Source organism: Streptomyces sp. NPDC018045, from assembly GCF_044327445.1.
GTDB lineage: Bacteria > Actinomycetota > Actinomycetes > Streptomycetales > Streptomycetaceae > Streptomyces.
The window spans coordinates 146,754-171,963 of record NZ_JBIRFL010000005.1; the positions used below are offsets into that span (position 1 = coordinate 146,754).

The following is a 25,210-nucleotide window of genomic DNA, read 5'->3' on the forward strand; positions in this document are numbered from 1 at the left end:
CGGGGACCGCGCTCAGCCCGCGACCGCGCGGGCGGCCTCCTCGACCGGAGTGTCGCCGCCGATCAGCTCCAGCGTCCGGCCGGCCGTGCGCGGCTCGTCCAGAAGGGCGACCAGCACGGCCGCCACGTCGTCCCGGGAAACCTCGTCGCGGCCGGTCGACTCGGCCAGGCGGACCCGGCCGGTGCCCGGCTCGTCCGTCAGCCGGCCCGGCCGCAGAATCGTCCAGTCCAGGCCGGTCCGGGCACGTACGTCGGCATCCGCGGCGCCCTTGGCGCGCAGATACGCGGCGAACACCTCGTCGGTGCCCTCCGGCGGCTCCCGGTCGGCGCCCATCGACGACACGACGACGAAGCGCCGTACCCCGGCCGCCTCCGCCGCGTCCGCGAAGAGCGACGCGGCGCCCCGGTCCACCGTCTCCTTGCGTTCGATGCCGCTGCCCGGTCCGGCCCCGGCCGCGAACACCGCCGCGTCGGCACCTTCGAGGTGCCGGGCGATGTCGCCGACCGTGGCCGTCTCCAGGTCGCAGACGACCGGCTCGGCCCCGGCGGCGAGCAGGTCCCCGGCTTGTTCGGGCCGGCGGATGATGCCCGCAACCTCGTCTCCGCGCTCAGCCAGCAGCCGTTCCAGCCGCAGCGCGATCTGACCATGTCCACCTGCGATGACAATGCGCATGATCCCGACCGTACGCCTGTCACGCCGATGCGGCCCGGCACCCCGGCGCGCCGCCCGCCACGCACCGCACCGGCGCGGCCAGGCGCCCCCTCGGGGCGGGCATCCCGGCCCGTTCAGCGCTGCGACTGGCGCGGCAGCTCCAGCGCCACCACCGCCGCCGAGTCGCAGTACTCGCGCACCGCGCTCGTCCGGGCCACCACGCGCCCCCGGTGCACCACGATCCGGCTGTACGCGAGCGACAGCACCCCGGCGAGGCTCTCGCCGCGTACGGCCAGCAGTTCCGCGGGGAAGCCCGCCTCGACGCGCACCTCCGGGAGGCCCAGCGTCGCGCGGGCGGCCGCGCTGACCGTCCCGTAGGCGGCCTCGGGACCGGCCTCGCCCAGGGAGGCGAGCAGGTACGCCGCTTCCAGGGGGTCGCCGCGGCCCACCGGGTTCGCCGCGTCGCGCAGGGCGCCGCTGCCGGCCGCCACCCGCACTCCGGCCGCGCGCAGCAGCCGTACGGGCGCGGAACGGGGCACCGGGCCGCCCGCGGCCCCACCGTGCCCCGGCAGTCCGCCCCCGCGCCGTTCCAGGGCCGCGCAGCCGCCCTGCGGCAGGCAGACGACCGTCACACCGGCCGCCGCGAGCTGCTCGGCGGTGCGGGCCGCCACCTCCGGCGGGAGCGCCGACAGACCCGCGCACGGCCCGATGGCCACGCCGGGCCGCAGTCCGCCCGCCATCGCGGCGAACCGGGCGAGGCGCGCGGGGTCGTCGCCGTCCGTGTGGAGGTCCACCGCGCAGTTGTGCTCGTCGGCGAGTTCCAGGACGGTCTCGACGTACCCGGCCGGGTCGGGGTCGAGGTCCGGGCAGCCGCCGATGACCGTGGCGCCCATCTTGACGGCGTCCCGCAGCATCGCCGGCCCGTCCGCGCCGGCCGCCCCGGTGAGCACCCGTGGCACCGCGACCGCGGCCAGCTCGGCCAGGCCGCGCAGCGACCGGCTCGCCTGGAGGACGGCCTCCAGCGTCCGCAGCCCCTGGACGTCGCCGATCCGTACGTGGGTGCGCAGCGCCGTCGCGCCGTGGCCGAGTTGCAGGAGGGCCGCCTCTGTGGTGCGGCGCTGCACGTCTTCGAGCGTGTCGGCGACGGGTCCGGTGGCGTCGGCGGTCAGCGCGGTGTCGCAGTGCGCGTGCGGCTCGGCGGGGGCCGGGAGCAGCAGGTAGCCGGAGAGGTCGAGGCGGGAGCCCTGCGGGGCGAGGCTGCCCGCCGTGCCGACCGCCTCGATGCGCCCGCCGCTGAGCCGTACGTCCACCACGCGGCCGTCGGCGAGCCGGGCGTCGCAGAGCACCAGGGTGCCCGCCGCGGCGCCGGTGCCGTCGCTGCCCGGGGCTTTCTCGGGGCCCGGCTGCGGCTGACTGCTGTCGGACATCGCGCTCCTCGAAGGACCGGGCGTGCAAGATCACGCAGCGTGGTCCGAGCCTAGGGGGCGCTCCGGGGAGCTTCACGGAGGCGCGGAATAGTCGTACCGGTGTGGTGCGAGGGGCGGCGGGGACGGTGCTCCGGATACGGATTTCACCTTTGGCGGCAGGCCGTGTAATGTCTTCATCGCTCGCCCCAATAGCTCAGTCGGCAGAGCGTCTCCATGGTAAGGAGAAGGTCTACGGTTCGATTCCGTATTGGGGCTCTGATGTGTGAGGTATCCCGCCTTCGGGCGGGGTCCACTCGCATCACAGCGGTGTAGCTCAGTCGGTAGAGCAAGCGGCTCATAATCGCTGTGTCACCGGTTCAAGTCCGGTCACCGCTACTGACAGTAGCCGATTGTGGGGTCGGTCTCCCGATCGGCTACTCTTCTATGCGTTCATCCGTCCATCTGTCCGTCAAGGAGCACTCACGTGGCTGCCACCGACGTCCGCCCGAAGATCACGCTGGCCTGCGTGGAGTGCAAGGAGCGGAACTACATCACCAAGAAGAACCGGCGTAACGACCCGGACCGTCTTGAGATGAAGAAGCACTGCCCGCGCTGCAACTCGCACACCGCGCACCGCGAAACGCGCTAACACCAGGCTCGTCCGCGAGGCCGTCCCCAGTCCCTGGGGGCGGCCTCGCGGCGTTGTGGTGCGATGTGAGGGGTGCGCCGCGCGGCGGCGATCCTGTGCCGGTGTGCCGGTATGTCAAGGTCAGGGTCCTTTGCAGGGACCAGTTCAGGGAGGTTGCGAGCCCATGGCGCTCGACCAGTCCTTTGTCGGGCGGAGCTACCCGGCCACCGCGCCTTACGAGGTCGGCCGGGAGAAGATCCGCGAATTCGCCGAGGCGATCGGGGACCCGGCGCCGGCGTACACCGACGCCGAAGCGGCCAGGGCGCTCGGGCACCCCGATGTGATCGCCCCGCCGACCTTTGTGTTCTCCATCACCTTCCGGGCCGCCGGACAGGTCGTCGAGGACCCGCAGCTCGGTCTCGATTACAGCCGGGTGGTGCACGGCGACCAGAAATTCGTCTACACCCGCCCGGTGCGCGCCGGTGACCGGCTGACGGTCACCTCGACCATCGAGGCGATCAAATCCATGGCGGGAAACGACATTCTCGATATCCGTGGTGAGGTGCACGACGAAGCGGGCGACCACGTGGTGACCGCTTTCACGAAGCTGGTGGCGCGCGCCGCCGGGCAGGAGGGCTGACGCGATGGCGGCGAAGATCTCTTACGACGACGTCGAGGCCGGCACCGAACTCCCGGCGCGGACCTTTCCTGTGACCCGTGCCACGCTCGTGCGGTACGCGGGCGCCTCCGGCGACTTCAACCCGATCCACTGGAACGAGAAGTTCGCCAAGGAGGTCGGCCTGCCCGACGTGATCGCGCACGGCATGTTCACCATGGCCGAGGCGGTCCGCGTGGTCACCGACTGGACCGGCGACCCGGGCGCCGTCGTCGAGTACGGCGTGCGCTTCACCAAGCCCGTCGTGGTGCCGAACGACGACGAGGGCGCGGTCATCGAGGTCAGCGCCAAGGTCGCGGCCAAGCTGGACGACCAGGCCCGTACGGTCCGGGTCGACCTGACCGCGACCAGCGCCGGGCAGAAGGTGCTCGGAATGTCGCGCGCGGTGGTGCGGCTCGCCTGAGGCGAGTGATCGTCACTTCACGGGGGGGGGCGGCCCGGCCGGAGCGGCGGGGCCGCCCCCGTACTCTTGAGCCCGTGCAGGAACTCACCGATGCTCCCCTCGCCCCGCTGACCACCTTCCGCCTCGGCGGACCGGCCACCCGGCTGCTCACCGCGACCACGGACGACGAGGTGATCGCGGCCGTCCGCGAAGCCGACGCGTCGGGCACGCCGCTGCTCGTCATCGGCGGCGGCAGCAACCTGGTCATCGGTGACAAGGGCTTCGAGGGCACCGCACTGCGCATCGCGACCCGCGGCTTCGCGCTGGACGGCACCGGCCTGACGCTGGCCGCGGGCGAGAACTGGTCCGACGCGGTGGCCCGCACGGTCGGGGCCGGGCTCGCGGGCATCGAGTGCCTGGCCGGCATCCCGGGCTCGGCGGGCGCCACACCCATTCAGAACGTGGGGGCGTACGGACAGGAAGTGTCCTCCACGATCACCGAAGTGGTCGCGTACGACCGCATAGCGGGCGAGATCGTGACCCTCTCGAACGCCGAGTGCGCGTTCTCGTACCGCCACAGCCGCTTCAAGGAGCACCCCGACCGGTTCGTGGTGCTGCGCGTGCGCTTCGCCCTGGAGGACGCGGGCGGGCTGTCCGCGCCGGTCAAGTACGCGGAGACCGCCCGCACCCTCGGCGTCGGGGTGGGCGACCGGGTGCCGGCCGCCACCGCCCGCGAGACCGTGCTCAAGCTGCGGTCCGGCAAGGGCATGGTCCTGGACGCGGAGGATCACGACACCTGGTCGGCGGGCTCCTTCTTCACCAATCCGGTCCTCACCGAGACGGCGTACGCGGACTTCCTCGCCCGCGTCCACGAGCGCCTCGGCGCGGACGTCACCCCGCCCGCCTTCCCGGCGGGGGAGGGCCGGGTGAAGACCTCGGCCGCCTGGCTCATCGACCGCGCGGGCTTCACCAAGGGCTACGGCGACGGCCCGGCCCGGATCTCCACCAAGCACACCCTCGCCCTCACCAACCGCGGCGAGGCCACCACCGAGGACCTCCTCGCGCTGGCCCGCGAGGTCCGCGACGGCGTCCACGCGGCCTTCGGCGTCACGCTGGTCAACGAGCCGGTGACGGTCGGCGTCACCCTTTAGGCGCCATGGGGGCGGCGCGGGCCGCCGCTCACCCCTCCCGCAGCCAGGCGTCCACCCCGGCCAGCAGCTCGCGCCGCACGCCCTCCGGCGCCCGTGAGCCCTGTACCGACTGGCGGGCCAGCTCGGCCAGCTCGGTGTCGGAGAAGCCGTGTGCCGCGCGGGCCAGCTCGTACTGGTCCGCCAGCCGGGAGCCGAACAGCAGCGGGTCGTCGGCGCCCAGCGCCATCGGGACGCCGGCGTCGTACAGGGTCCGCAGTGGTACGTCCTGCGGCTTCTCGTAGACGCCCAGGGCCACGTTCGACGCCGGGCAGACCTCGCAGGTCACCCCGCGCTCGGCCAGCCGCCGCAGCAGCCTGGGGTCCTCCGCGGCCCGTACGCCGTGGCCGACCCGCGCCGCGTGCAGGTCGTCCAGGCAGTCCCGCACGCTCGCCGGCCCCGACAGCTCACCGCCGTGCGGCGCCGCCAGCAGCCCGCCGTCGCGCGCGATGGCGAAGGCCCGGTCGAAGTCGCGCGCGAAACCCCGCCGCTCGTCGTTGGAGAGCCCGAAACCGACCACGCCGCGGTCGGCGTAGCGCACCGCGAGACGGGCGAGCGTACGGGCGTCCAGGGGGTGCTTCATGCGGTTCGCGGCCACCAGGACGCGTATCCCGAGCCCGGTGTCGCGGGAGGCGGTGTGCACCGCGTCCAGGATGATCTCCAGGGCCGGGATCAGCCCGCCCAGCCGGGGCGCGTACGAGGTCGGGTCGACCTGGATCTCCAGCCAGCCCGAGCCGTCCCGCACGTCCTCCTCGGCGGCCTCGCGGACCAGCCGCCGGATGTCCTCGGGGGAGCGCAGGCAGGAGCGTGCGATGTCGTACAGCCGCTGGAAGCGGAACCAGCCGCGCTCGTCCGTGGCCCGCAGCTTCGGCGGCTCGCCGCCCTTCAGGGCCTCCGGCAGGTGCACGCCGTACTTGTCGGCGAGCTCCAGCAGGGTCGCGGGCCGCATCGACCCGGTGAAGTGCAGGTGCAGATGGGCCTTCGGCAGCGCCCGGACATCGCGTACACGTTCCATCCCAGGATCTTGCCGTACGCGGCCGACGCGCCGGTAGGCCCTTTCCCGAACGAGCGCCCGCCCGAAAGCAGATGCGGGCCCCGGGGAAGCCCCGGGGCCCGCCTGTGTGCCGCCGTGCGCTACTTGGCCTCGGCCAGCAGCTTCTGGAGGCGCGAGATGCCCTCGACCAGGTCCTCGTCGCCGAGCGCGTACGACAGGCGCAGGTAGCCCGGCGTGCCGAACGCCTCACCCGGGACGACCGCCACCTCGGCCTCCTCCAGGATCAGCCCGGCCAGCTCCACGCTGGTCTGCGGGCGCTTGCCGCGGATCTCCTTGCCCAGCAGGCCCTTGACCGACGGGTAGGCGTAGAACGCGCCCTCCGGCTCGGGGCACAGCACGCCCTCGATCTCGTTGAGCATCCGCACCATCGTCTTGCGGCGCCGGTCGAAGGCGACCTTCATCTCCTCGACGGCGTCCAGGTCGCCGGAGACCGCGGCGATGGCCGCCGCCTGCGCCACGTTGGAGACGTTGGAGGTGGCGTGCGACTGGAGGTTCGCCGCGGCCTTGATCACGTCCTGGGGGCCGATGGCCCAGCCCACCCGCCAGCCGGTCATCGCGTACGTCTTCGCCACACCGTTGACGATGATGCACTTCTCGCGCAGCTCCGGCACCACCACCGGCAGCGAGGAGAACTCGGCGTCGCCGTAGACCAGGTGCTCGTAGATCTCGTCCGTCAGGACCCACAGGCCGTGCTCGGCGGCCCAGCGGCCCACCGCCTCGACCTGCTCGCGGGTGTAGACCGCGCCGGTCGGGTTGGACGGCGAGACGAAGAGCAGCACCTTCGTACGGTCCGTACGGGCCGCCTCAAGCTGCTCCACGGACACCCGGTAACCGGTGGTCTCGTCGGCCACCACCTCCACCGGCACGCCGCCCGCCAACCGGATCGACTCCGGGTAGGTGGTCCAGTACGGGGCCGGCACGATGACCTCGTCGCCCGGGTCCAGGACCGCCGCGAACGCCTCGTAGATCGCCTGCTTGCCACCGTTGGTGACCAGCACGTTCGCCGCCTCGATCGCGTAACCGGAGTCACGCAGGGTCTTCGCGGCGATCGCGGCCTTCAGCTCGGGCAGGCCGCCGGCCGGGGTGTAGCGGTGGAACCTCGGGTCACGGCAGGCCTCGACGGCGGCCTCGACGATGTAGCCGGGCGTGGGGAAGTCGGGCTCGCCGGCGCCGAAGCCGATCACCGGACGCCCGGCGGCCTTGAGGGCCTTGGCCTTGGCGTCCACGGCGAGGGTCGCGGACTCGGAGATCGACCCGACGCGGGCCGACACCCGACGGTCGGTGGGGGACTGTGCGGGAGGAGTAGCGCTCATGTACTGCATGTTCCCAGACCGCCGTCGGGGCGGGCACACGGGTTTGAAGGCACCACCTCGGGGCTTTCTGTTCGACGCCCGGCCGTGAAGCACGTACACTCGCAGACCGTTGGCTCCCGACAGGGCGCAAGCGGCCACGCACCTGGTGCAGTGGTCGGGATGCGGTAGGTTGGGGGAACCACAAAGGGTCGTAGCTCAATTGGTAGAGCACTGGTCTCCAAAACCAGCGGTTGGGGGTTCAAGTCCCTCCGGCCCTGCTACACGCACTCATCACCGAGTCGCGTGCACGCGTACGTACTGAAATGCACCGCCGTGCGGCTCTACCGGGCGCGGCACGGCCAACGACCCGGATTCAGGTGAGGACGAGTGACGGACGCCCTGGGCTCCATCGACATGCCTGAGCGCGGTCGTTCCGAAGACGAGGGCTCGGACGCGAAGAAGCCCCGCCGCGGCGGCAAGCGCGGCAAGAAGGGCCCGTTCGCCCGCCTCGCACTCTTCTACCGGCAGATCATCGCCGAGCTCCGCAAGGTCGTGTGGCCGACGCGGGGCCAGCTTTCGACGTACACCACCGTGGTGATCATCTTCGTCGTCATCGTCATCGGTCTCGTAACCGTGATTGACTTGGGATTCAACGAGGCCGTCAAGTACGTCTTCGGCTGATCCCGCGAAGGGCGCCTTTGCGGGCGCCCCTTTGCATGTTCAACCCCTTGAAGCCAGGAAGAAGCAGCCACCGTGTCTGACCCGAACCTGAACGACGCCGCCGACTCCGTCGAGACGGCAGCGGCCGACGTTGACGCGGCTGCCTCGGCCGAGGTCGAGGGCGACGCTGCGGCGATTGCCGACGAAGAGGGCGCTCGCGAGATCGTCGAGGGCGCCGACGAGGCCGACGAGCTCGACACCGAGGACGCCGAGGCGGGCGAGCCCGCCGAAGAGGCCGCGGTGACCGTCGAGGACGCGGACGGGACCGCCGAGGACGCGGAGGACGCCGCGGCGCAGGACGCGGAAGAGCCGGCCGACCCGATCGCCGCGCTCCGCGAGGAGCTGCGCACCCTTCCGGGCGAGTGGTACGTCATCCACACCTACGCGGGCTACGAGAAGCGCGTGAAGGCCAACCTGGAGCAGCGCGCCGTCTCGCTCAACGTCGAGGACTTCATCTACCAGGCCGAGGTCCCCGAGGAAGAGATCGTCCAGATCAAGAACGGCGAGCGCAAGAACGTCCGCCAGAACAAGCTCCCGGGCTACGTGCTCGTGCGCATGGACCTGACGAACGAGTCCTGGGGCGTCGTGCGCAACACGCCCGGCGTGACCGGCTTCGTGGGCAACGCCTACGACCCGTACCCGCTGACCCTGGACGAGATCGTCAAGATGCTCGCCCCGGAGGCCGAGGAGAAGGCCGCCAAGGAGGCCGCCGAGGCCGAGGGCAAGCCGGCTCCGTCCCGCAAGGTCGAGGTCCAGGTGCTGGACTTCGAGGTGGGCGACTCGGTCACCGTCACCGACGGCCCGTTCGCCACGCTCCAGGCCACGATCAACGAGATCAACGCCGACTCGAAGAAGGTCAAGGGCCTCGTCGAGATCTTCGGCCGCGAGACCCCGGTCGAGCTGAGCTTCGACCAGATCCAGAAGAACTGACACCTTCTGGAACCACTGCTTCCGAACAGGTCAGGCGAGCCCCTCGGGGACCGTCTGACCTGCTCGGTTTTTGGCCGCACCTCTATACCCGTTATCGTTGTGCGGTATGCCTCCATCCGGATGACCGGATGGTCTGGCGAAAAACCTCTCACTAGGACCCGGAGAGAGCATGCCTCCCAAGAAGAAGAAGGTCACGGGGCTCATCAAGCTCCAGATCCAGGCCGGTGCCGCGAACCCGGCTCCGCCGGTCGGCCCCGCGCTGGGTCAGCACGGCGTCAACATCATGGAGTTCTGCAAGGCCTACAACGCCGCGACCGAGTCGCAGCGCGGTTGGGTCATCCCGGTGGAGATCACGGTCTACGAGGACCGTTCCTTCACCTTCATCACCAAGACCCCGCCGGCCTCGAAGATGATCCTGAAGGCTGCGGGCGTGGACAAGGGCTCCGGCGAGCCGCACAAGACCAAGGTCGCCAAGATCACGGCCGACCAGGTCCGCGAGATCGCCACCACCAAGATGCCCGACCTGAACGCCAACGACCTGGACGCCGCGTCGAAGATCATCGCCGGCACCGCCCGTTCCATGGGCATCACGGTCGAGGGCTGACAGCCACCCCGCACCCGCCCCGCGGCACCCGCCGCACCCAGGGGCACGTGGCAGGGCCAGGCGCTGGCCCGCACCACGACTCCACCGTCACCATTCAGGAGCAGCAGTGAAGCGCAGCAAGAATCTTCGCAACGCGGACGCGAAGATCGACCGGGAGCGTCTGTACGCCCCGCTCGAGGCCGTCCGTCTGGCCAAGGAGACCTCCCCGGCCAAGTTCGACGCGACCGTCGAGGTCGCCATGCGTCTGGGTGTCGACCCGCGCAAGGCCGACCAGATGGTCCGTGGCACCGTGAACCTTCCGCACGGCACCGGTAAGACCGCCCGGGTCCTGGTCTTCGCGACCGGCGACCGTGCTGCGGCCGCGGAAGCCGCGGGCGCCGACATCGTCGGCTCCGACGAACTGATCGACGAGGTCTCCAAGGGCCGCCTGGACTTCGACGCCGTCGTCGCCACGCCGGACCTCATGGGCAAGGTCGGCCGCCTCGGCCGCGTGCTCGGTCCCCGTGGTCTGATGCCGAACCCGAAGACCGGCACCGTCACCCCGGATGTCGCCAAGGCTGTCACCGACATCAAGGGCGGCAAGATCGAGTTCCGCGTGGACAAGCACGCGAACCTCCACTTCATCATCGGCAAGGTGTCCTTCGACGACGCCAAGCTGGTGGAGAACTACGCCGCGGCGCTGGAGGAGATCAACCGTCTCAAGCCGTCCGCCGCCAAGGGCCGCTACATCAAGAAGGCCACCATCGCCACCACGATGGGCCCCGGCGTTCCGGTCGACGGCAACCGCACCCGCAACCTCCTGGTCGAGGAGGACGTGCTCGCCGTCTGAGTCTGACGGCAGGCGCGCGCGTACGCGTACGTCGGGCCCCGTACCTCACCGAGGTGCGGGGCCCGACGCATGTCCGGGCACCGGGCCCGTACGGGGCGATACGGGGCCCGGGGACGGCGCTGTCACCCCCCTGCACTACGCTCACCCGCAGTCGTAAAGCTGATCTACAACGGGGAGACACACGTGCGTACTGCGCGGATCACCGCGGTCGCGGCCGGCGTCGTCATGATGGCGGGCCTGACCGCGTGCGGCGGCAAGGACGGCGGCAACAAGGCGGACGGCGGCGACGGGGGCAGCAAGGGCTCGCCGCTGCAGGCCGCCGCGGCGGCCCTGCGGACGGCCTCCGAGAAGACCGGTTCGGAGAACTCCGCCAAGGTCGAGGGCACGAACCAACTGGGCGGTGCGACGCAGTCCCTCAAGGGGGAGATGGACTGGTCCAACGGTCTGCGGATGAGCGTCGAGATGTCCGCCAAGGGCGGTGCCGCCGCCGGCCTGGGCGGCGGCAAGCCCATGAAGGCGGTGTACACGCCGGAGGCGATGTACCTCAACCTCGGGCTCGGCGGCAAGCCGTGGATGAAGTACGACTACGACGCTCTGGCCAAGCAGTCCGCGGCGGGCGCGCTGATCAAGGACCAGATGCAGAACAACAACCCGACCCGGTCCATGGAACTGGTCATCGCGTCGGGCAAGGCCAAGAAGGTCGGTACGGAGGACGTACGCGGTGTCCAGGCGACCCGCTACACCGCCACCATCGACGTGGCCGAGCTGAGCCGGATGCAGGCCTCCAAGAACTTCAGCGAGAAGGACATGAAGGCGCTGGAGGACCTGCTCAAGCAGAGCGGCACGAAGAACGAGACGATCGACCTGTGGATCGGCCCGGACAATCTGCTCGTCAAGAAGCGTGAGCAGGCCCGGAACAACCAGGGCGGCATGGACTCGACGGTCTACTACTCGGACTACGGCACCAAGGTGACGGCCACCGAGCCGCCGGCCTCGCAGACCGCCGACGCGGCCAAGATCGGGGCTGGCGCCGCGGGTGGCGGCCTGGCGGGCTGACGCCCGCCGAGCCCGCCGTCCCCGGGACCGGCGCGCCGCGCGCCGCCGGACCCGGGGACGGATTTGCCTGCGCCGAGGCCGTTCGCGTACCGTAGCGAAGAAGCCAAAGACCGCTGGTTGTCTCTGTGCGCCTTCACAGGCGTACGGAACCGAAGGATCCGCTAGCTGCGGACGGCCTGCGCAGGTGGACGAGGAAGAACTCCCGGACGAAGTGTGTTTTCGCCCGGTCGAGCCATGCCCCGTGCGCTTGCGCCGGGGCGTTTGTTTTGCCCAGCCCCTTCTGCGCGGTCCTCATCACCCGGAAGGAGGCCGAGGCTCATGGCGAGGCCCGACAAGGTCGCAGCCGTCGAGGAGATCACGGAGAAGCTCCGTAACTCCAACGCCGCTGTTGTGACCGCGTACACCGGACTGTCCGTCGCTCAGCTCAAGCAGCTGCGCCGTTCGCTCGGTGACAACGCTCAGTACCGTGTGGTGAAGAACACGCTGACCAAGATTGCGGCCAATGAGGCCGGGATCACGCTGGACGAGCACCTCAAGGGCTCGACGGCTGTCGCCTTCGTGACCGGTGACCCGGTCGAGGCGGCAAAGGGTCTTCGTGACTTCGCCAAGGAAAACCCCTCTCTCGTCATCAAGGGCGGTGTCCTCGACGGCAGGGCGCTGTCCGCCGACGAGATCAAGAAGCTTGCGGACCTCGAGTCCCGCGAGGTTCTGCTCGCCAAGCTGGCGGGTGGCATGAAGGCGTCCATGGCCAAGGCCGCGGCGACCTTCCAGGCCCCGCTCACGAAGATGGTCCGCACCGCGGAAGCTCTTCGCAGCAAGGTCGAGCAGGGCGGTGCCGGTGAGCCGGCTCCCGCCGAGGCCGCGGAGTAACCACTCCGTAGTCCTGCGGGCACGTCTGCTCAGCACGCCCGCCGCAATGTACATCCGGCACCAGCCGAATTAGTGGAAGGACCGCCACCATGGCGAAGCTCACCCAGGACGAACTGCTCGCCCAGTTCGAGGAGATGACCCTCATCGAGCTCTCCGACTTCGTGAAGAAGTTCGAGGAGAAGTTCGACGTCGAGGCTGCCGCCCCGGCCGCCGTCGTTGCCGCCCCGGCGCAGGGTGACGGCGGCGCCGCCGCCGCCGAGGAGCAGGACGAGTTCGACGTCATCCTCACCGGCGCCGGCGACAAGAAGATCCAGGTCATCAAGGTCGTGCGTGAGCTGACCTCGCTGGGTCTGAAGGAGGCCAAGGACCTCGTCGACGGCACCCCGAAGCCGGTCCTCGAGAAGGTCGCCAAGGACGCCGCGGACAAGGCCGCCGAGGCCCTCAAGGGCGCCGGCGCCTCCGTCGAGGTCAAGTGACCTCAGGAGTCCGCTGACTCTTCGCAAACCTGAAGGCGATCACCCATGCGGGTGGTCGCCTTCGGGCGTTCGGGCCGCGGCTGCGCCGCCCCGCCCTTCCGTGCGGGTATGGTGATCTTCGTTGCCCGGCCGTGCACCCCGTGACGATCTTCCAGTGGGTGGGGGGCCTTGACGAACCGCACGCAGCGCGCAATTCTCAGGACGCGACGTCAGAAGCGATCCGGGTTCGAGGCATGGATCGCCGGCGAAGAGGGAAGCATCGGGGTGCGCCTGTTGGCGCACGGCTCGTGGCAGGCATAAGACGTTGGGCGTTGAGACGAACAAAGAGGGGTACCTCCGTCACGGAGGGTGCCGCCTCCCGGAGGGAGAAGATCGGTATCACGGTGCTGGGCCGGTCTCCGGAATCTCGCTCTGGACATCAGTGTGCCGAGTGGCTACACTGACCCTTTGCGCTGCCTGTTAGCTGCTCCCTGCCCGTCACCAGGGGCATACCCGAGCCCGAGCAATGCCGACTGATCCGCCCTGACCTGGGCCTTTCCTCCGGCTGTGTTCGGTCCGGGACCGGTACGCGCGTAGTGAGTCCGAGCCCTCGGAAGGACCCCCTCTTGGCCGCCTCGCGCAACGCCTCGACTGCCAATACGAACAACGGCGACAGCACCGCCCCGCTGCGCATCTCTTTTGCGAAGATCAAGGAGCCCCTCGGGGTTCCGAACCTCCTTGCGCTGCAGACCGAAAGCTTCGACTGGCTGCTCGGCAATGCCGCATGGAAGGGTCGCGTCGAGGCTGCGCTGGAAAGTGGTCAGGACGTCCCCACCAAGTCCGGTCTGGAGGAGATCTTCGAAGAGATCTCCCCGATCGAGGACTTCTCCGGGTCGATGTCGCTGACGTTCCGCGACCACCGATTCGAGCCCCCGAAGAACTCCATCGACGAGTGCAAGGAGCGCGACTTCACGTACGCGGCCCCGCTCTTCGTCACGGCTGAGTTCACCAACAACGAGACCGGCGAGATCAAGTCCCAGACGGTCTTCATGGGCGACTTCCCGCTCATGACCAACAAGGGCACCTTCTGCATCAACGGCACCGAGCGTGTCGTCGTCTCGCAGCTCGTCCGCTCGCCGGGCGTCTACTTCGACAGCCAGATCGACAAGACGTCCGACAAGGACATCTTCACCGCCAAGATCATCCCGTCCCGGGGTGCCTGGCTGGAGATGGAGATCGACAAGCGCGACATGGTCGGTGTGCGCATCGACCGCAAGCGCAAGCAGTCCGTGACCGTCCTCCTCAAGGCCCTCGGTTGGACGACCGAGCAGATCCTCGAAGAGTTCGGCGAGTACGAGTCGATGCGCGCCACCCTGGAGAAGGACCACACCCAGGGCCAGGACGACGCACTGCTCGACATCTACCGCAAGCTGCGCCCGGGCGAGCCGCCGACGCGCGAGGCCGCGCAGACGCTGCTGGAGAACCTCTACTTCAACCCGAAGCGCTACGACCTGGCGAAGGTCGGCCGCTACAAGGTCAACAAGAAGCTCGGCGGCGAGGAGCCGCTGGACGCCGGTGTGCTGACCACCGACGACGTCATCGCCACCATCAAGTACCTGGTCAAGCTGCACGCCGGCGAGACCGAGACGATGGGCGAGAGCGGCCGGGAGATCGTCGTCGAGACCGACGACATCGACCACTTCGGCAACCGTCGCCTGCGCAACGTCGGCGAGCTGATCCAGAACCAGGTCCGTACGGGTCTCGCCCGTATGGAGCGCGTCGTGCGCGAGCGCATGACCACCCAGGACGTCGAGGCGATCACGCCGCAGACCCTGATCAACATCCGGCCGGTCGTCGCCTCCATCAAGGAGTTCTTCGGCACCAGCCAGCTCTCCCAGTTCATGGACCAGACCAACCCGCTGTCGGGCCTGACCCACAAGCGCCGTCTGTCGGCGCTGGGCCCCGGTGGTCTGTCCCGTGAGCGGGCCGGCCTGGACGTCCGTGACGTGCACCCCTCGCACTACGGCCGCATGTGCCCGATCGAGACCCCTGAAGGCCCGAACATCGGTCTGATCGGTTCGCTCGCCTCGTACGGCCGGGTCAACGTCTTCGGTTTCATCGAGACGCCGTACCGCAAGGTCGTCGACGGCCGGGTCACCGAGCAGGTCGACTACCTGACCGCCGACGAGGAGGACCGCTTCCTCATCGCGCAGGCCAACGCGCCGCTCACCGAGGACATGCAGTTCGCCGAAGGCCGCGTCATGTGCCGCCGCCGCGGTGGTGAGGTCGACCTCGCCGCCCGCGAGGACGTGGACTACATGGACGTCTCGCCGCGCCAGATGGTGTCGGCCGCGACCGCCATGATCCCCTTCCTGGAGCACGACGACGCCAACCGCGCGCTCATGGGATCGAACATGATGCGCCAGGCCGTGCCGCTGATCAAGGCGGAGGCCCCGCTGGTCGGCACCGGCATGGAGTACCGCTGCGCGGTCGACGCCGGTGACGTCATCAAGGCCGAGAAGGACGGTGTGGTCCAGGAGGTCTCCGCGGACTACATCACCGTCGCCAACGACGACGGCACGTACACCACGTACCGCGTCGCCAAGTTCACCCGCTCCAACCAGGGCACCTCCTTCAACCAGAAGGTCGTCGTGGACGAGGGCGCGCGCGTCGTCGTGGGCCAGGTGCTGGCGGACGGTCCCTCCACCGACGAGGGCGAGATGGCGCTGGGCAAGAACCTGCTCGTCGCCTTCATGCCCTGGGAGGGCCACAACTACGAGGACGCGATCATCCTGTCGCAGCGCCTCGTGCAGGACGACGTCCTGTCCTCGATCCACATCGAGGAGCACGAGGTCGACGCCCGGGACACCAAGCTGGGCCCGGAGGAGATCACCCGGGACATCCCGAACGTCTCCGAGGAGGTCCTCTCGGACCTCGACGAGCGCGGGATCATCCGGATCGGTGCCGAGGTCGTCGCCGGCGACATCCTCGTCGGCAAGGTCACGCCCAAGGGTGAGACCGAGCTGACCCCCGAGGAGCGCCTGCTGCGCGCGATCTTCGGTGAGAAGGCCCGTGAGGTCCGTGACACCTCGCTGAAGGTCCCGCACGGCGAGATCGGCAAGGTCATCGGCGTCCGCGTCTTCGACCGCGAGGAGGGCGACGAGCTGCCCCCGGGCGTGAACCAGCTCGTCCGCGTCTACGTGGCGCAGAAGCGCAAGATCACCGACGGTGACAAGCTCGCCGGCCGTCACGGCAACAAGGGCGTCATCTCGAAGATCCTGCCGGTCGAGGACATGCCGTTCCTGGAGGACGGCACCCCGGTCGACATCATCCTCAACCCGCTGGGTGTCCCGTCCCGAATGAACCCGGGGCAGGTCCTGGAGATCCACCTCGGCTGGCTCGCCAGCCAGGGCTGGAAGGTCGAGGGCGACGAGGACTGGCAGAAGCGTCTCCAGGCGATCGGCGCCGACGAGGTCGCGCCCCGCACCAACGTCGCGACCCCGGTCTTCGACGGTGCGCGCGAGGACGAACTCGCTGGTCTGTTCGACTCCACGCTGCCGAACCGCGACGGCGAGCGGATGGTCAAGGACACCGGCAAGGCCCGGATGTTCGACGGCCGTTCCGGTGAGCCGTTCCCGGACCCGATCTCGGTCGGGTACATGTACATCCTGAAGCTCCACCACCTGGTCGACGACAAGCTGCACGCGCGTTCGACCGGTCCGTACTCGATGATCACCCAGCAGCCGCTGGGTGGTAAGGCCCAGTTCGGTGGCCAGCGCTTCGGTGAGATGGAGGTGTGGGCGCTGGAGGCTTACGGCGCCGCGTACGCCCTCCAGGAACTGCTGACCATCAAGTCCGACGACGTGACCGGCCGCGTGAAGGTCTACGAGGCGATCGTCAAGGGCGAGAACATCCCCGAGCCCGGCATTCCCGAGTCCTTCAAGGTGCTCATCAAGGAAATGCAGTCGCTCTGCCTGAACGTGGAGGTGCTGTCCTCGGACGGCATGTCCATCGAGATGCGCGACACGGACGAGGATGTCTTCCGCGCAGCGGAGGAGCTCGGTATCGACCTGTCCCGGCGCGAGCCGAGCAGCGTCGAAGAGGTCTGACGGGCCTGGCCGGGGCTCCTTTCCCGAGGAGCCCCGGTCGCCCCGGACCCGTACAGACCATGATGTAGAGCCCATTTTTTCGCTTACGCGAAGGGCACGACCCTGAAAGAGGGATTGACGACAGTGCTCGACGTCAACTTCTTCGACGAGCTGCGGATCGGCCTGGCGACCGCGGACGACATCCGACAGTGGTCTCACGGTGAGGTCAAGAAGCCGGAGACCATCAACTACCGCACCCTCAAGCCGGAAAAGGACGGGCTCTTCTGCGAGAAGATCTTCGGTCCGACCCGGGACTGGGAGTGCTACTGCGGCAAGTACAAGCGTGTCCGGTTCAAGGGCATCATCTGCGAGCGCTGTGGCGTCGAGGTCACTCGCGCCAAGGTGCGCCGTGAGCGGATGGGCCACATCGAGCTGGCCGCCCCCGTCACGCACATCTGGTACTTCAAGGGCGTTCCGTCGCGGCTGGGCTACCTGCTCGACCTCGCCCCGAAGGACCTGGAAAAGGTCATCTACTTCGCCGCCTACATGATCACGTGGGTGGACGAGGAGCGCCGTACGCGCGACCTGCCCTCGCTGGAGGCCCACGTCTCCGTCGAGCGCCAGCAGATCGAGCAGCGCCGCGACGCCGACCTGGAAGCCCGCGCCAAGAAGCTTGAGACCGACCTGGCCGAGCTGGAGGCCGAGGGCGCCAAGGCGGACGTGCGCCGCAAGGTGCGCGAGGGTGCCGAGCGCGAGATGAAGCAGCTCCGGGACCGCGCGCAGCGCGAGATCGACCGCCTCGACGAGGTGTGGAGCCGCTTCAAGAACCTCAAGGTCCAGGACCTGGAGGGCGACGAGCTGCTCTACCGCGAGCTGCGTGACCGCTTCGGCACGTACTTCATGGGCGGCATGGGCGCCGCGGCGCTGCAGAAGCGCCTGGAGTCCTTCGACCTCGACGAAGAGGCCGAGAAGCTCCGCGAGATCATCCGTACCGGCAAGGGCCAGAAGAAGACCCGTGCGCTCAAGCGCCTCAAGGTCGTCTCCGCGTTCCTGCAGACCCGCAACAGCCCCAACGGCATGGTGCTGGACTGCATCCCGGTCATTCCGCCGGACCTGCGTCCGATGGTGCAGCTCGACGGTGGCCGCTTCGCGACCTCCGACCTGAACGACCTGTACCGCCGTGTGATCAACCGCAACAACCGTCTGAAGCGGCTTCTCGACCTCGGCGCGCCCGAGATCATCGTGAACAACGAGAAGCGGATGCTCCAGGAGGCGGTCGACGCCCTCTTCGACAACGGCCGCCGCGGCCGCCCGGTGACGGGCCCCGGCAACCGTCCGCTGAAGTCCCTCAGCGACATGCTGAAGGGCAAGCAGGGCCGGTTCCGTCAGAACCTGCTCGGCAAGCGTGTGGACTACTCCGCGCGTTCCGTGATCGTCGTCGGTCCGCAGCTCAAGCTGCACCAGTGCGGTCTGCCGAAGGCCATGGCGCTGGAGCTCTTCAAGCCGTTCGTGATGAAGCGCCTGGTCGACCTGAACCACGCGCAGAACATCAAGAGCGCCAAGCGGATGGTCGAGCGCGGCCGCACGGTCGTCTACGACGTCCTCGAAGAGGTCATCGCCGAGCACCCGGTCCTGCTGAACCGTGCGCCCACCCTGCACCGCCTCGGCATCCAGGCCTTCGAGCCGCAGCTCGTCGAGGGCAAGGCCATTCAGATTCACCCGCTCGTGTGCACCGCGTTCAACGCGGACTTCGACGGTGACCAGATGGCCGTGCACCTGCCGCTGTCCGCGGAGGCGCAGGCCGAGGCCCGCATCCTGATGCTGTCCTCGAACAACATCCTCAAGCCGGCCGACGGCCGTCCGGTCACCATGCCGACCCAGGACATGGTGCTGGGTCTGTTCTTCCTCACCACCGACGAGGCGGAGCGCGAGGTCATCGGTGAGGGCCGGTCCTTCGGCTCGGTCGCCGAGGCGATCATGGCCTTCGACAACCGGGAGCTGTCGCTCCAGGCGAAGGTCGACATCCGCTTCCCGATCGGCACCGTCCCGCCCCGTGGCTGGACCCCGCCGGCGCAGGAAGAGGGCGAGCCCGAGTGGCAGCAGGGTGACAGCTTCCGCCTGCGGACGACCCTGGGCCGCGCGCTCTTCAACGAGCTGCTGCCCGAGGACTACCCGTTCGTCGACTACTCGGTGGGCAAGAAGCAGCTCTCCGCGATCGTCAACGATCTGGCCGAGCGCTACCCGAAGGTCATCGTGGCGGCGACGCTCGACAACCTGAAGGCGGCCGGTTTCCACTGGGCGACCCGTTCCGGTGTCACCGTCGCGGTCTCGGACATCGTCGTGCCGGAGGCCAAGAAGGCCATCGTCCAGGGCTACGAGGCCCAGGACGAGAAGGTCCAGAAGCAGTACGAGCGCGGTCTGATCACCAAGGACGAGCGCACTCAGGAACTGATCAACATCTGGACCAAGGCGACCAACGAGGTCGCCGAGGCGATGAACGACAACTTCCCCAAGACGAACCCCATCTTCATGATGGTTGACTCGGGTGCCCGAGGAAACATGATGCAGATGCGGCAGATCGCCGGTATGCGTGGTCTGGTGTCGAACGCGAAGAACGAGACCATCCCGCGTCCGATCAAGGCGTCGTTCCGCGAGGGTCTGTCCGTGCTGGAGTACTTCATCTCCACCCACGGTGCCCGTAAGGGTCTCGCGGACACCGCCCTGCGTACCGCCGACTCGGGTTACCTCACCCGTCGTCTCGTGGACGTCTCGCAGGACGTCATCATCCGCGAGGAGGACTGCGGCACCGAGCGCGGTCTGAAGCTGCGGATCGCGAGCAAGGGCGCCGACGGTGTCCTGCGCAAGGCGGACGACGTCGAGTCCAGCGTGTACGCACGCATGCTGGCCGAGGACGTCGTCGTGGACGGCAAGGTCATCGGCCCCGCCAACGTCGACCTGGGCGATGTCCTCATCGACCAGCTCGTCGCGCACGGCGTCGAGGAGGTCAAGACCCGCTCGGTCCTGACCTGCGAGTCCGCCGTCGGCACCTGTGCCTTCTGCTACGGCCGCTCGCTGGCCACCGGCAAGCTGGTCGACATCGGTGAGGCGGTCGGCATCATCGCCGCCCAGTCCATCGGTGAGCCCGGCACCCAGCTCACGATGCGTACCTTCCACACCGGTGGTGTGGCCGGTGACGACATCACCCTGGGTCTGCCGCGTGTCGTCGAGCTCTTCGAGGCCCGTACGCCCAAGGGTGTCGCCCCGATCTCCGAGGCCGCCGGCCGCGTGCGGATCGAGGAGACCGAGAAGACCAAGAAGGTCATCGTCACGCCGGACGACGGCAGCGACGAGACGGCTTACGGCGTCTCCAAGCGTGCCCGTCTGCTGGTGGGCGAGGGTGACCACGTCGAGGTCGGCCAGGCGCTGACCGTGGGTGCCGTCAACCCGCACGACGTGCTGCGCATCCTGGGCCAGCGGGCCGTCCAGGTCCACCTGGTCGGCGAGGTCCAGAAGGTCTACAACAACCAGGGCGTGGCGATCCACGACAAGCACATCGAGATCATCATCCGGCAGATGCTGCGCCGTGTGACGATCATCGAGTCGGGCGACGCGGAGCTGCTGCCGGGCGAGCTGGTGGAGCGCACGAAGTTCGAGAGCGAGAACCGCCGGGTGGTCCAGGAAGGCGGTCACCCCGCCTCGGGCCGTCCGCAGCTCATGGGTATCACCAAGGCTTCGCTGGCCACCGAGTCCTGGCTGTCGGCGGCGTCCTTCCAGGAGACGACCCGGGTGCTGACCGACGCGGCGATCAACGCCAAGTCGGACTCCCTGATCGGCCTCAAGGAGAACGTCATCATCGGTAAGCTCATCCCGGCCGGTACGGGTCTGTCCCGCTACCGCAACATCCGGGTGGAGCCCACCGAGGAGGCCAAGGCCGCGATGTACTCGGCCGTCGGTTACGACGACATCGACTACTCGCCCTTCGGCACCGGCTCCGGCCAGGCGGTTCCGCTGGAGGACTACGACTACGGTCCGTACAACCAGTAAGGACCCGGTCGGCCGGTCCGGCCATACCGGACACGCGCTGTGAGCGGCAGGGCGGTCACCCCCCTCGGGGTGGCCGCCCTGCGGCGTTCGCGGGGGGAGTGGGGGCGCCGGGGCGGGGTGGTCGCGGAGGGGCCCGCCCGGCCGCTCGCGGCGGGCCGGCGGCCGGTACGGGGCGGCCTGGCGGCCGGTACGGGACCGTGCCGCGCTGCCGATTCGTGTCCGGGGGAACCGTGCGATCTCCTGGCGCGTACTGAATGATGGGTGGTGCTGCCTAATCTGGGGGAGGTGCTGAGAGTGGCGTTCCAGCCGTGGCAGGGTGGTCAGCCGGCGCCGTGGCAAGGCGGGCAGCCGGCCCATGGGCCCGGTCAGGTCCCGGCGATGCGCGCCTCGCACGCCGACCGCGAGCGTGCGGTGGACGTGCTGAAGGCCGGTTTCGCCGAGGGGCGGCTTCCACAGGAGGAGTACGAGCAGCGCATCGGCCGCGCGTATCAGGCGCTGACCCATGCCGAGCTGCAGATGCTGGTGGCGGACCTGCCGCAGGGGCCGGTGCCGCAGTCCCAGTTCGCGCCCCGTCCCGCGGTGCCGCCGGCGTTCCTTCCGGCGCAGCAGTTGCCGCCGACCAACGGTTCGGCGACCGGCGCGCTGATCTGCGGCGTCCTCACGCCCGTGACGTGGGGCCTGACGTCGATACCCGCGGTCATCCTGGGCCACAAGGCGCGCGCCGAGATCCGCCGTACGGGGGAGCGCGGGGACGGTCAGGCGGTCGCCGGGCTGGTTCTGGGGTGGCTGGGTCTCAGCGGCTGGCTGCTGTTCCTCATCCTCATGGTGATGGTGGGGGTCACGCACGTCTGAGACCGCCGGAAGGGGGTCTCGGGCGCCGGCGGCGCGGGGGCTGCCGGGCCCGCCCGGGGGCGGCTCCGGGCGCCGTACCGCGGCCGTCACGGCGCGCGCGGCGATGGTGGAGCCTTCTTCCGTCCGGCCGCTGATCGCACTACGGTGGCCGCAGCGCCGGGGGAGTCCGGCGTGTCCTTCGCGTGTGCATTTGTTTTGACCGCAGCCCATGCGGTAGGTACGCTCTGACCTTGTGCCTGGGGTGTCCTCAGGCTGCCGTGCGTGCACTCGTCCGTACGGAAGCCGGGTCTCGACACCGCAATCTGCCGCCGTCCTCGTTCCAGCGAGGGGTCTGCAGTATTCGACACACCCGACCGCGTGGGTCGGTGAATGTTCCAGGTTAGCTTTACCGAGACTGGCACACAGAAACCGGAGAAACGGTGCCTACGATCCAGCAGCTGGTCCGCAAGGGCCGGCAGGACAAGGTCGAGAAGAACAAGACGCCCGCACTGGAGGGTTCGCCCCAGCGCCGCGGCGTCTGCACGCGTGTTTTCACGACCACCCCGAAGAAGCCGAACTCGGCCCTGCGTAAGGTCGCGCGTGTGCGTCTGACCAGCGGCATCGAGGTCACCGCTTACATTCCGGGTGAGGGCCACAACCTGCAGGAGCACTCGATCGTGCTCGTGCGTGGCGGCCGTGTGAAGGACCTGCCGGGTGTTCGGTACAAGATCATCCGCGGCTCCCTCGACACGCAGGGCGTCAAGAACCGCAAGCAGGCTCGCAGCCGCTACGGCGCCAAGAAGGAGAAGTAAGAATGCCTCGTAAGGGCCCCGCCCCGAAGCGCCCGGTCATCATCGACCCGGTCTACAGCTCTCCTCTGGTGACCTCCCTCATCAACAAGGTCCTGCTGAACGGCAAGCGCTCCACCGCCGAGCGCATCGTTTACGGCGCCATGGAGGGTCTGCGTGAGAAGACCGGCAACGACCCGGTCATCACGCTGAAGCGCGCGCTGGAGAACATCAAGCCGACCCTTGAGGTCAAGTCCCGCCGTGTCGGTGGCGCGACCTACCAGGTCCCGGTCGAGGTCAAGCCCGGCCGTGCCGCCACGCTCTCGCTGCGCTGGCTCGTGGGCTACTCCCGCGCCCGCCGTGAGAAGACCATGACCGAGCGCCTCATGAACGAGCTGCTGGACGCCTCGAACGGCCTCGGCGCTTCGGTCAAGAAGCGCGAGGACACGCACAAGATGGCCGAGTCCAACAAGGCCTTCGCGCACTACCGCTGGTAGTCGCTACCCACATCGAGACCGAGAGAAGATTGAGCCGATATGGCTACCACTTCGCTTGACCTGGCCAAGGTCCGCAATATTGGGATCATGGCCCACATCGACGCGGGCAAGACGACCACCACCGAGCGGATCCTGTTCTACACCGGTGTTTCCTACAAGATCGGTGAGGTCCACGACGGCGCTGCCACGATGGACTGGATGGAGCAGGAGCAGGAGCGCGGCATCACGATCACGTCTGCCGCGACGACCTGCCACTGGCCGCTGAACGACGTCGACCACACCATCAACATCATCGACACCCCGGGCCACGTCGACTTCACCGTCGAGGTGGAGCGTTCGCTGCGCGTGCTCGACGGTGCCGTGACGGTGTTCGACGGCGTTGCCGGTGTTGAGCCGCAGTCCGAGACCGTCTGGCGCCAGGCGGACCGCTACGGCGTGCCGCGCATCTGCTTCGTCAACAAGCTCGACCGCACCGGTGCGGAGTTCCACCGCTGCGTCGACATGATCGTGGACCGCCTGGGCGCGACCCCGATCGTGATGCAGCTCCCGATCGGCACCGAGGCGGACTTCAAGGGCGTCATCGACCTCGTCTCCATGAAGGCGCTGGTCTGGTCCGCCGAGGCCGCCAAGGGCGAGATGTACGACACCGTCGACATCCCGGCCACGCACGCCGAGGCCGCCGACGAGTGGCGCGGCAAGCTGCTCGAGGCCGTCGCCGAGAACGACGAAGAGATGATGGAGCTGTACCTGGAGGGCCAGGAGCCCACCGAGGAGCAGTTGCACGCGGCGATCCGTCGCATCACCATCAACTCCGGCAAGGGCGGCGACACCACCGTCACCCCGGTCTTCTGCGGCACCGCGTTCAAGAACAAGGGCGTGCAGCCCCTGCTCGACGCGGTCGTGCGTTACCTGCCGTCGCCGCTGGACGTCGAGGCCATCGAGGGCCACGCCGTCAACGACGCGGACAAGGTCATCAAGCGCCGCCCCTCCGAGGAGGAGCCGCTGTCCGCTCTTGCGTTCAAGATTGCGAGCGACCCCCACCTGGGCAAGCTCACCTTCATCCGGGTGTACTCGGGCCGCCTTGAGGCCGGCTCGCAGATCACCAACTCGGTGAAGGGCAAGAAGGAGCGCATCGGCAAGATCTACCGGATGCACGCGAACAAGCGTGAGGAGATCGAGTCGGTGGGTGCCGGTGACATCGTCGCCGTCATGGGTCTGAAGCAGACCACCACCGGTGAGACCCTCTGCGACCCGTCGAACCAGGTCATCCTGGAGTCGATGGACTTCCCGGCCCCGGTCATCCAGGTCGCCATCGAGCCCAAGTCCAAGGGCGACCAGGAGAAGCTGGGTGTCGCCATCCAGCGTCTCGCCGAGGAGGACCCGTCCTTCCAGGTCTCCACGCACGAGGAGACCGGCCAGACCATCATCGCGGGTATGGGCGAGCTGCACCTCGACGTGCTGGTCGACCGTATGAAGCGCGAGTTCCGGGTCGAGGCCAACGTCGGCAAGCCGCAGGTCGCGTACCGCGAGACGCTGCGCAAGGCCGTCGAGCGCCTGGACTACACGCACAAGAAGCAGACTGGTGGTTCCGGCCAGTTCGCGAAGGTGCAGATCGCGATCGCGCCCCTGGAGGGCGACGGTTACGAGTTCGAGAACAAGGTCACCGGTGGCCGTATCCCGCGGGAGTACATCCCGTCCGTGGACGCGGGCTGCCAGGAGGCGATGGAGTTCGGCGTGCTCGCCGGCTACCCGCTGACCGGTGTCAAGGTGACCCTGCTCGACGGTGCGTTCCACGAGGTCGACTCCTCCGAGATGGCCTTCAAGATCGCCGGTTCGATGGCCTTCAAGGAGGCCGCCCGCAAGGCCAGCCCGGCCCTGCTGGAGCCGATGATGAAGGTCGAGGTGACGACGCCCGAGGACTACATGGGTGACGTCATCGGCGACATCAACTCGCGACGCGGTCAGATCCAGTCCATGGAGGACCGCCACGGCGCCAAGCTCGTCACGGGCCTGGTTCCGCTCTCGGAGATGTTCGGCTACGTCGGAGACCTCCGCAGCAAGACCTCGGGTCGCGCAAGCTACTCGATGCAGTTCGACTCCTACGCCGAGGTTCCGCGGAACGTCGCCGAGGAGATCATCGCGAAGGCCAAGGGCGAGTAGCTCCGTCTCGCACGAGTCGGAACACGCTTTAGGCTTGACACCGTCTGCCGGGGTCCGTCCCC

General features: G+C 68.8%; 21 protein-coding genes and 3 tRNA genes. 20 read left to right on the forward strand and 4 right to left on the reverse strand.

What is annotated here, in order from left to right; translation table 11 throughout:
- Positions 1 to 12: 12 nt before the first annotated feature.
- Both ACH4EB_RS14360 and ACH4EB_RS14365 read right to left on the reverse strand, forming a co-directional pair.
- Positions 13 to 672: an SDR family oxidoreductase gene (locus ACH4EB_RS14360; RefSeq protein WP_398347764.1), complete on the reverse strand. Its 660-nt coding sequence runs from the start codon at positions 670 to 672 to the stop codon at positions 13 to 15.
- A gap of 113 nt (positions 673 to 785) precedes the next feature.
- Positions 786 to 2,078, reverse strand: coding sequence for a hydrolase (locus ACH4EB_RS14365; RefSeq protein ID WP_398347766.1), 1,293 nt, complete (start codon positions 2,076 to 2,078; stop codon positions 786 to 788).
- 182 nt (positions 2,079 to 2,260) lie between these two features.
- Between ACH4EB_RS14365 and ACH4EB_RS14370 the strand changes: the two genes are divergently transcribed.
- The 6 genes from ACH4EB_RS14370 to ACH4EB_RS14395 all read left to right on the forward strand — a co-directional run bounded on the left by ACH4EB_RS14370 (position 2,261) and on the right by ACH4EB_RS14395 (position 4,894).
- Positions 2,261 to 2,333 (forward strand) — tRNA-Thr (locus ACH4EB_RS14370).
- A 47-nt stretch (positions 2,334 to 2,380) separates the two neighbouring features.
- Positions 2,381 to 2,453 (forward strand) — tRNA-Met (locus tag ACH4EB_RS14375).
- Positions 2,454 to 2,541: 88 nt separating this feature from the next.
- Positions 2,542 to 2,706, forward strand: coding sequence for a 50S ribosomal protein L33 (gene rpmG, locus ACH4EB_RS14380; RefSeq protein ID WP_006604855.1), 165 nt, complete (start codon positions 2,542 to 2,544; stop codon positions 2,704 to 2,706).
- A 163-nt stretch (positions 2,707 to 2,869) separates the two neighbouring features.
- Entirely contained in the window at positions 2,870 to 3,325 is a 456-nt protein-coding gene (locus ACH4EB_RS14385) for a MaoC family dehydratase N-terminal domain-containing protein (protein ID WP_398347768.1), read from the forward strand.
- Between the two features lie 4 nt (positions 3,326 to 3,329).
- A complete protein-coding gene (locus ACH4EB_RS14390) occupies positions 3,330 to 3,764 on the forward strand; it encodes a MaoC family dehydratase (protein ID WP_398347769.1) in 435 nt (144 codons plus the stop codon).
- A gap of 74 nt (positions 3,765 to 3,838) precedes the next feature.
- Positions 3,839 to 4,894, forward strand: a complete 1,056-nt coding sequence (locus ACH4EB_RS14395) for a UDP-N-acetylmuramate dehydrogenase (protein ID WP_398347770.1) — start codon at positions 3,839 to 3,841, stop codon at positions 4,892 to 4,894.
- A gap of 28 nt (positions 4,895 to 4,922) precedes the next feature.
- On the opposite strand, the gene ACH4EB_RS14400 is transcribed toward ACH4EB_RS14395, so the two are convergent.
- Both ACH4EB_RS14400 and ACH4EB_RS14405 read right to left on the reverse strand, forming a co-directional pair.
- Positions 4,923 to 5,945: an adenosine deaminase gene (locus ACH4EB_RS14400; RefSeq protein WP_398347771.1), complete on the reverse strand. Its 1,023-nt coding sequence runs from the start codon at positions 5,943 to 5,945 to the stop codon at positions 4,923 to 4,925.
- A gap of 119 nt (positions 5,946 to 6,064) precedes the next feature.
- Positions 6,065 to 7,297, reverse strand: a complete 1,233-nt coding sequence (locus ACH4EB_RS14405; protein WP_398347772.1) for a pyridoxal phosphate-dependent aminotransferase — start codon at positions 7,295 to 7,297, stop codon at positions 6,065 to 6,067.
- Between the two features lie 184 nt (positions 7,298 to 7,481).
- Here ACH4EB_RS14405 and ACH4EB_RS14410 point away from each other — a divergent pair.
- From ACH4EB_RS14410 to fusA, 14 genes are all read left to right on the forward strand, one after another.
- Positions 7,482 to 7,554: transfer RNA gene (locus ACH4EB_RS14410), tRNA-Trp, on the forward strand.
- Between the two features lie 109 nt (positions 7,555 to 7,663).
- Complete coding sequence (gene secE / locus ACH4EB_RS14415) at positions 7,664 to 7,957, forward strand: preprotein translocase subunit SecE (protein ID WP_398347773.1); 294 nt, start codon at positions 7,664 to 7,666, stop codon at positions 7,955 to 7,957.
- A 72-nt stretch (positions 7,958 to 8,029) separates the two neighbouring features.
- Positions 8,030 to 8,926, forward strand: a complete 897-nt coding sequence (gene nusG / locus ACH4EB_RS14420) for a transcription termination/antitermination protein NusG (RefSeq protein WP_398347774.1) — start codon at positions 8,030 to 8,032, stop codon at positions 8,924 to 8,926.
- A gap of 169 nt (positions 8,927 to 9,095) precedes the next feature.
- Complete coding sequence (rplK, locus tag ACH4EB_RS14425; RefSeq protein ID WP_363259758.1) at positions 9,096 to 9,530, forward strand: 50S ribosomal protein L11; 435 nt, start codon at positions 9,096 to 9,098, stop codon at positions 9,528 to 9,530.
- A gap of 106 nt (positions 9,531 to 9,636) precedes the next feature.
- Positions 9,637 to 10,359: a 50S ribosomal protein L1 gene (gene rplA, locus ACH4EB_RS14430; RefSeq protein WP_398347775.1), complete on the forward strand. Its 723-nt coding sequence runs from the start codon at positions 9,637 to 9,639 to the stop codon at positions 10,357 to 10,359.
- A 183-nt stretch (positions 10,360 to 10,542) separates the two neighbouring features.
- The gene (locus ACH4EB_RS14435; RefSeq protein ID WP_398347776.1) at positions 10,543 to 11,415 is read left to right on the forward strand and encodes a hypothetical protein; all 873 of its coding nucleotides are present in this window, start codon (positions 10,543 to 10,545) and stop codon (positions 11,413 to 11,415) included.
- 318 nt (positions 11,416 to 11,733) lie between these two features.
- On the forward strand, positions 11,734 to 12,285 hold the full coding sequence (gene rplJ, locus ACH4EB_RS14440; protein ID WP_030017006.1) for a 50S ribosomal protein L10: 552 nt from the start codon (positions 11,734 to 11,736) through the stop codon (positions 12,283 to 12,285).
- 89 nt (positions 12,286 to 12,374) lie between these two features.
- Positions 12,375 to 12,761: a 50S ribosomal protein L7/L12 gene (rplL, locus tag ACH4EB_RS14445; protein WP_398347777.1), complete on the forward strand. Its 387-nt coding sequence runs from the start codon at positions 12,375 to 12,377 to the stop codon at positions 12,759 to 12,761.
- A gap of 605 nt (positions 12,762 to 13,366) precedes the next feature.
- Positions 13,367 to 16,849, forward strand: coding sequence for a DNA-directed RNA polymerase subunit beta (gene rpoB, locus ACH4EB_RS14450; protein WP_398347778.1), 3,483 nt, complete (start codon positions 13,367 to 13,369; stop codon positions 16,847 to 16,849).
- A gap of 123 nt (positions 16,850 to 16,972) precedes the next feature.
- A complete protein-coding gene (locus ACH4EB_RS14455) occupies positions 16,973 to 20,872 on the forward strand; it encodes a DNA-directed RNA polymerase subunit beta' (RefSeq protein WP_398348114.1) in 3,900 nt (1,299 codons plus the stop codon).
- A gap of 378 nt (positions 20,873 to 21,250) precedes the next feature.
- A complete protein-coding gene (locus ACH4EB_RS14460) occupies positions 21,251 to 21,724 on the forward strand; it encodes a DUF1707 and DUF4190 domain-containing protein (RefSeq protein ID WP_398347779.1) in 474 nt (157 codons plus the stop codon).
- A gap of 419 nt (positions 21,725 to 22,143) precedes the next feature.
- On the forward strand, positions 22,144 to 22,515 hold the full coding sequence (gene rpsL / locus ACH4EB_RS14465) for a 30S ribosomal protein S12 (RefSeq protein WP_003948652.1): 372 nt from the start codon (positions 22,144 to 22,146) through the stop codon (positions 22,513 to 22,515).
- Between the two features lie 2 nt (positions 22,516 to 22,517).
- Positions 22,518 to 22,988: a 30S ribosomal protein S7 gene (gene rpsG / locus ACH4EB_RS14470; RefSeq protein ID WP_030017001.1), complete on the forward strand. Its 471-nt coding sequence runs from the start codon at positions 22,518 to 22,520 to the stop codon at positions 22,986 to 22,988.
- 39 nt (positions 22,989 to 23,027) lie between these two features.
- Positions 23,028 to 25,148, forward strand: coding sequence for an elongation factor G (gene fusA, locus ACH4EB_RS14475; RefSeq protein ID WP_398347781.1), 2,121 nt, complete (start codon positions 23,028 to 23,030; stop codon positions 25,146 to 25,148).
- Positions 25,149 to 25,210 lie beyond the last annotated feature (62 nt).

What these genes read in the sequence shown, in the direction of transcription:
- ACH4EB_RS14385 (WP_398347768.1), top strand. Translation starts at nt 2,870, where the DNA reads ATGGCGCTCGACCAGTCCTTTGTCGGGCGGAGCTACCCGGCCACCGCG.
- ACH4EB_RS14400 (WP_398347771.1), bottom strand. Translation starts at nt 5,945, where the DNA reads ATGGAACGTGTACGCGATGTCCGGGCGCTGCCGAAGGCCCATCTGCAC.
- ACH4EB_RS14365 (WP_398347766.1), bottom strand. Translation starts at nt 2,078, where the DNA reads ATGTCCGACAGCAGTCAGCCGCAGCCGGGCCCCGAGAAAGCCCCGGGC.
- rpsG (WP_030017001.1), top strand. Translation starts at nt 22,518, where the DNA reads ATGCCTCGTAAGGGCCCCGCCCCGAAGCGCCCGGTCATCATCGACCCG.
- rplK (WP_363259758.1), top strand. Translation starts at nt 9,096, where the DNA reads ATGCCTCCCAAGAAGAAGAAGGTCACGGGGCTCATCAAGCTCCAGATC.
- rplJ (WP_030017006.1), top strand. Translation starts at nt 11,734, where the DNA reads ATGGCGAGGCCCGACAAGGTCGCAGCCGTCGAGGAGATCACGGAGAAG.
- ACH4EB_RS14405 (WP_398347772.1), bottom strand. Translation starts at nt 7,297, where the DNA reads ATGAGCGCTACTCCTCCCGCACAGTCCCCCACCGACCGTCGGGTGTCG.
- rplL (WP_398347777.1), top strand. Translation starts at nt 12,375, where the DNA reads ATGGCGAAGCTCACCCAGGACGAACTGCTCGCCCAGTTCGAGGAGATG.
- ACH4EB_RS14390 (WP_398347769.1), top strand. Translation starts at nt 3,330, where the DNA reads ATGGCGGCGAAGATCTCTTACGACGACGTCGAGGCCGGCACCGAACTC.
- ACH4EB_RS14460 (WP_398347779.1), top strand. Translation starts at nt 21,251, where the DNA reads ATGCGCGCCTCGCACGCCGACCGCGAGCGTGCGGTGGACGTGCTGAAG.
- fusA (WP_398347781.1), top strand. Translation starts at nt 23,028, where the DNA reads ATGGCTACCACTTCGCTTGACCTGGCCAAGGTCCGCAATATTGGGATC.
- ACH4EB_RS14360 (WP_398347764.1), bottom strand. Translation starts at nt 672, where the DNA reads ATGCGCATTGTCATCGCAGGTGGACATGGTCAGATCGCGCTGCGGCTG.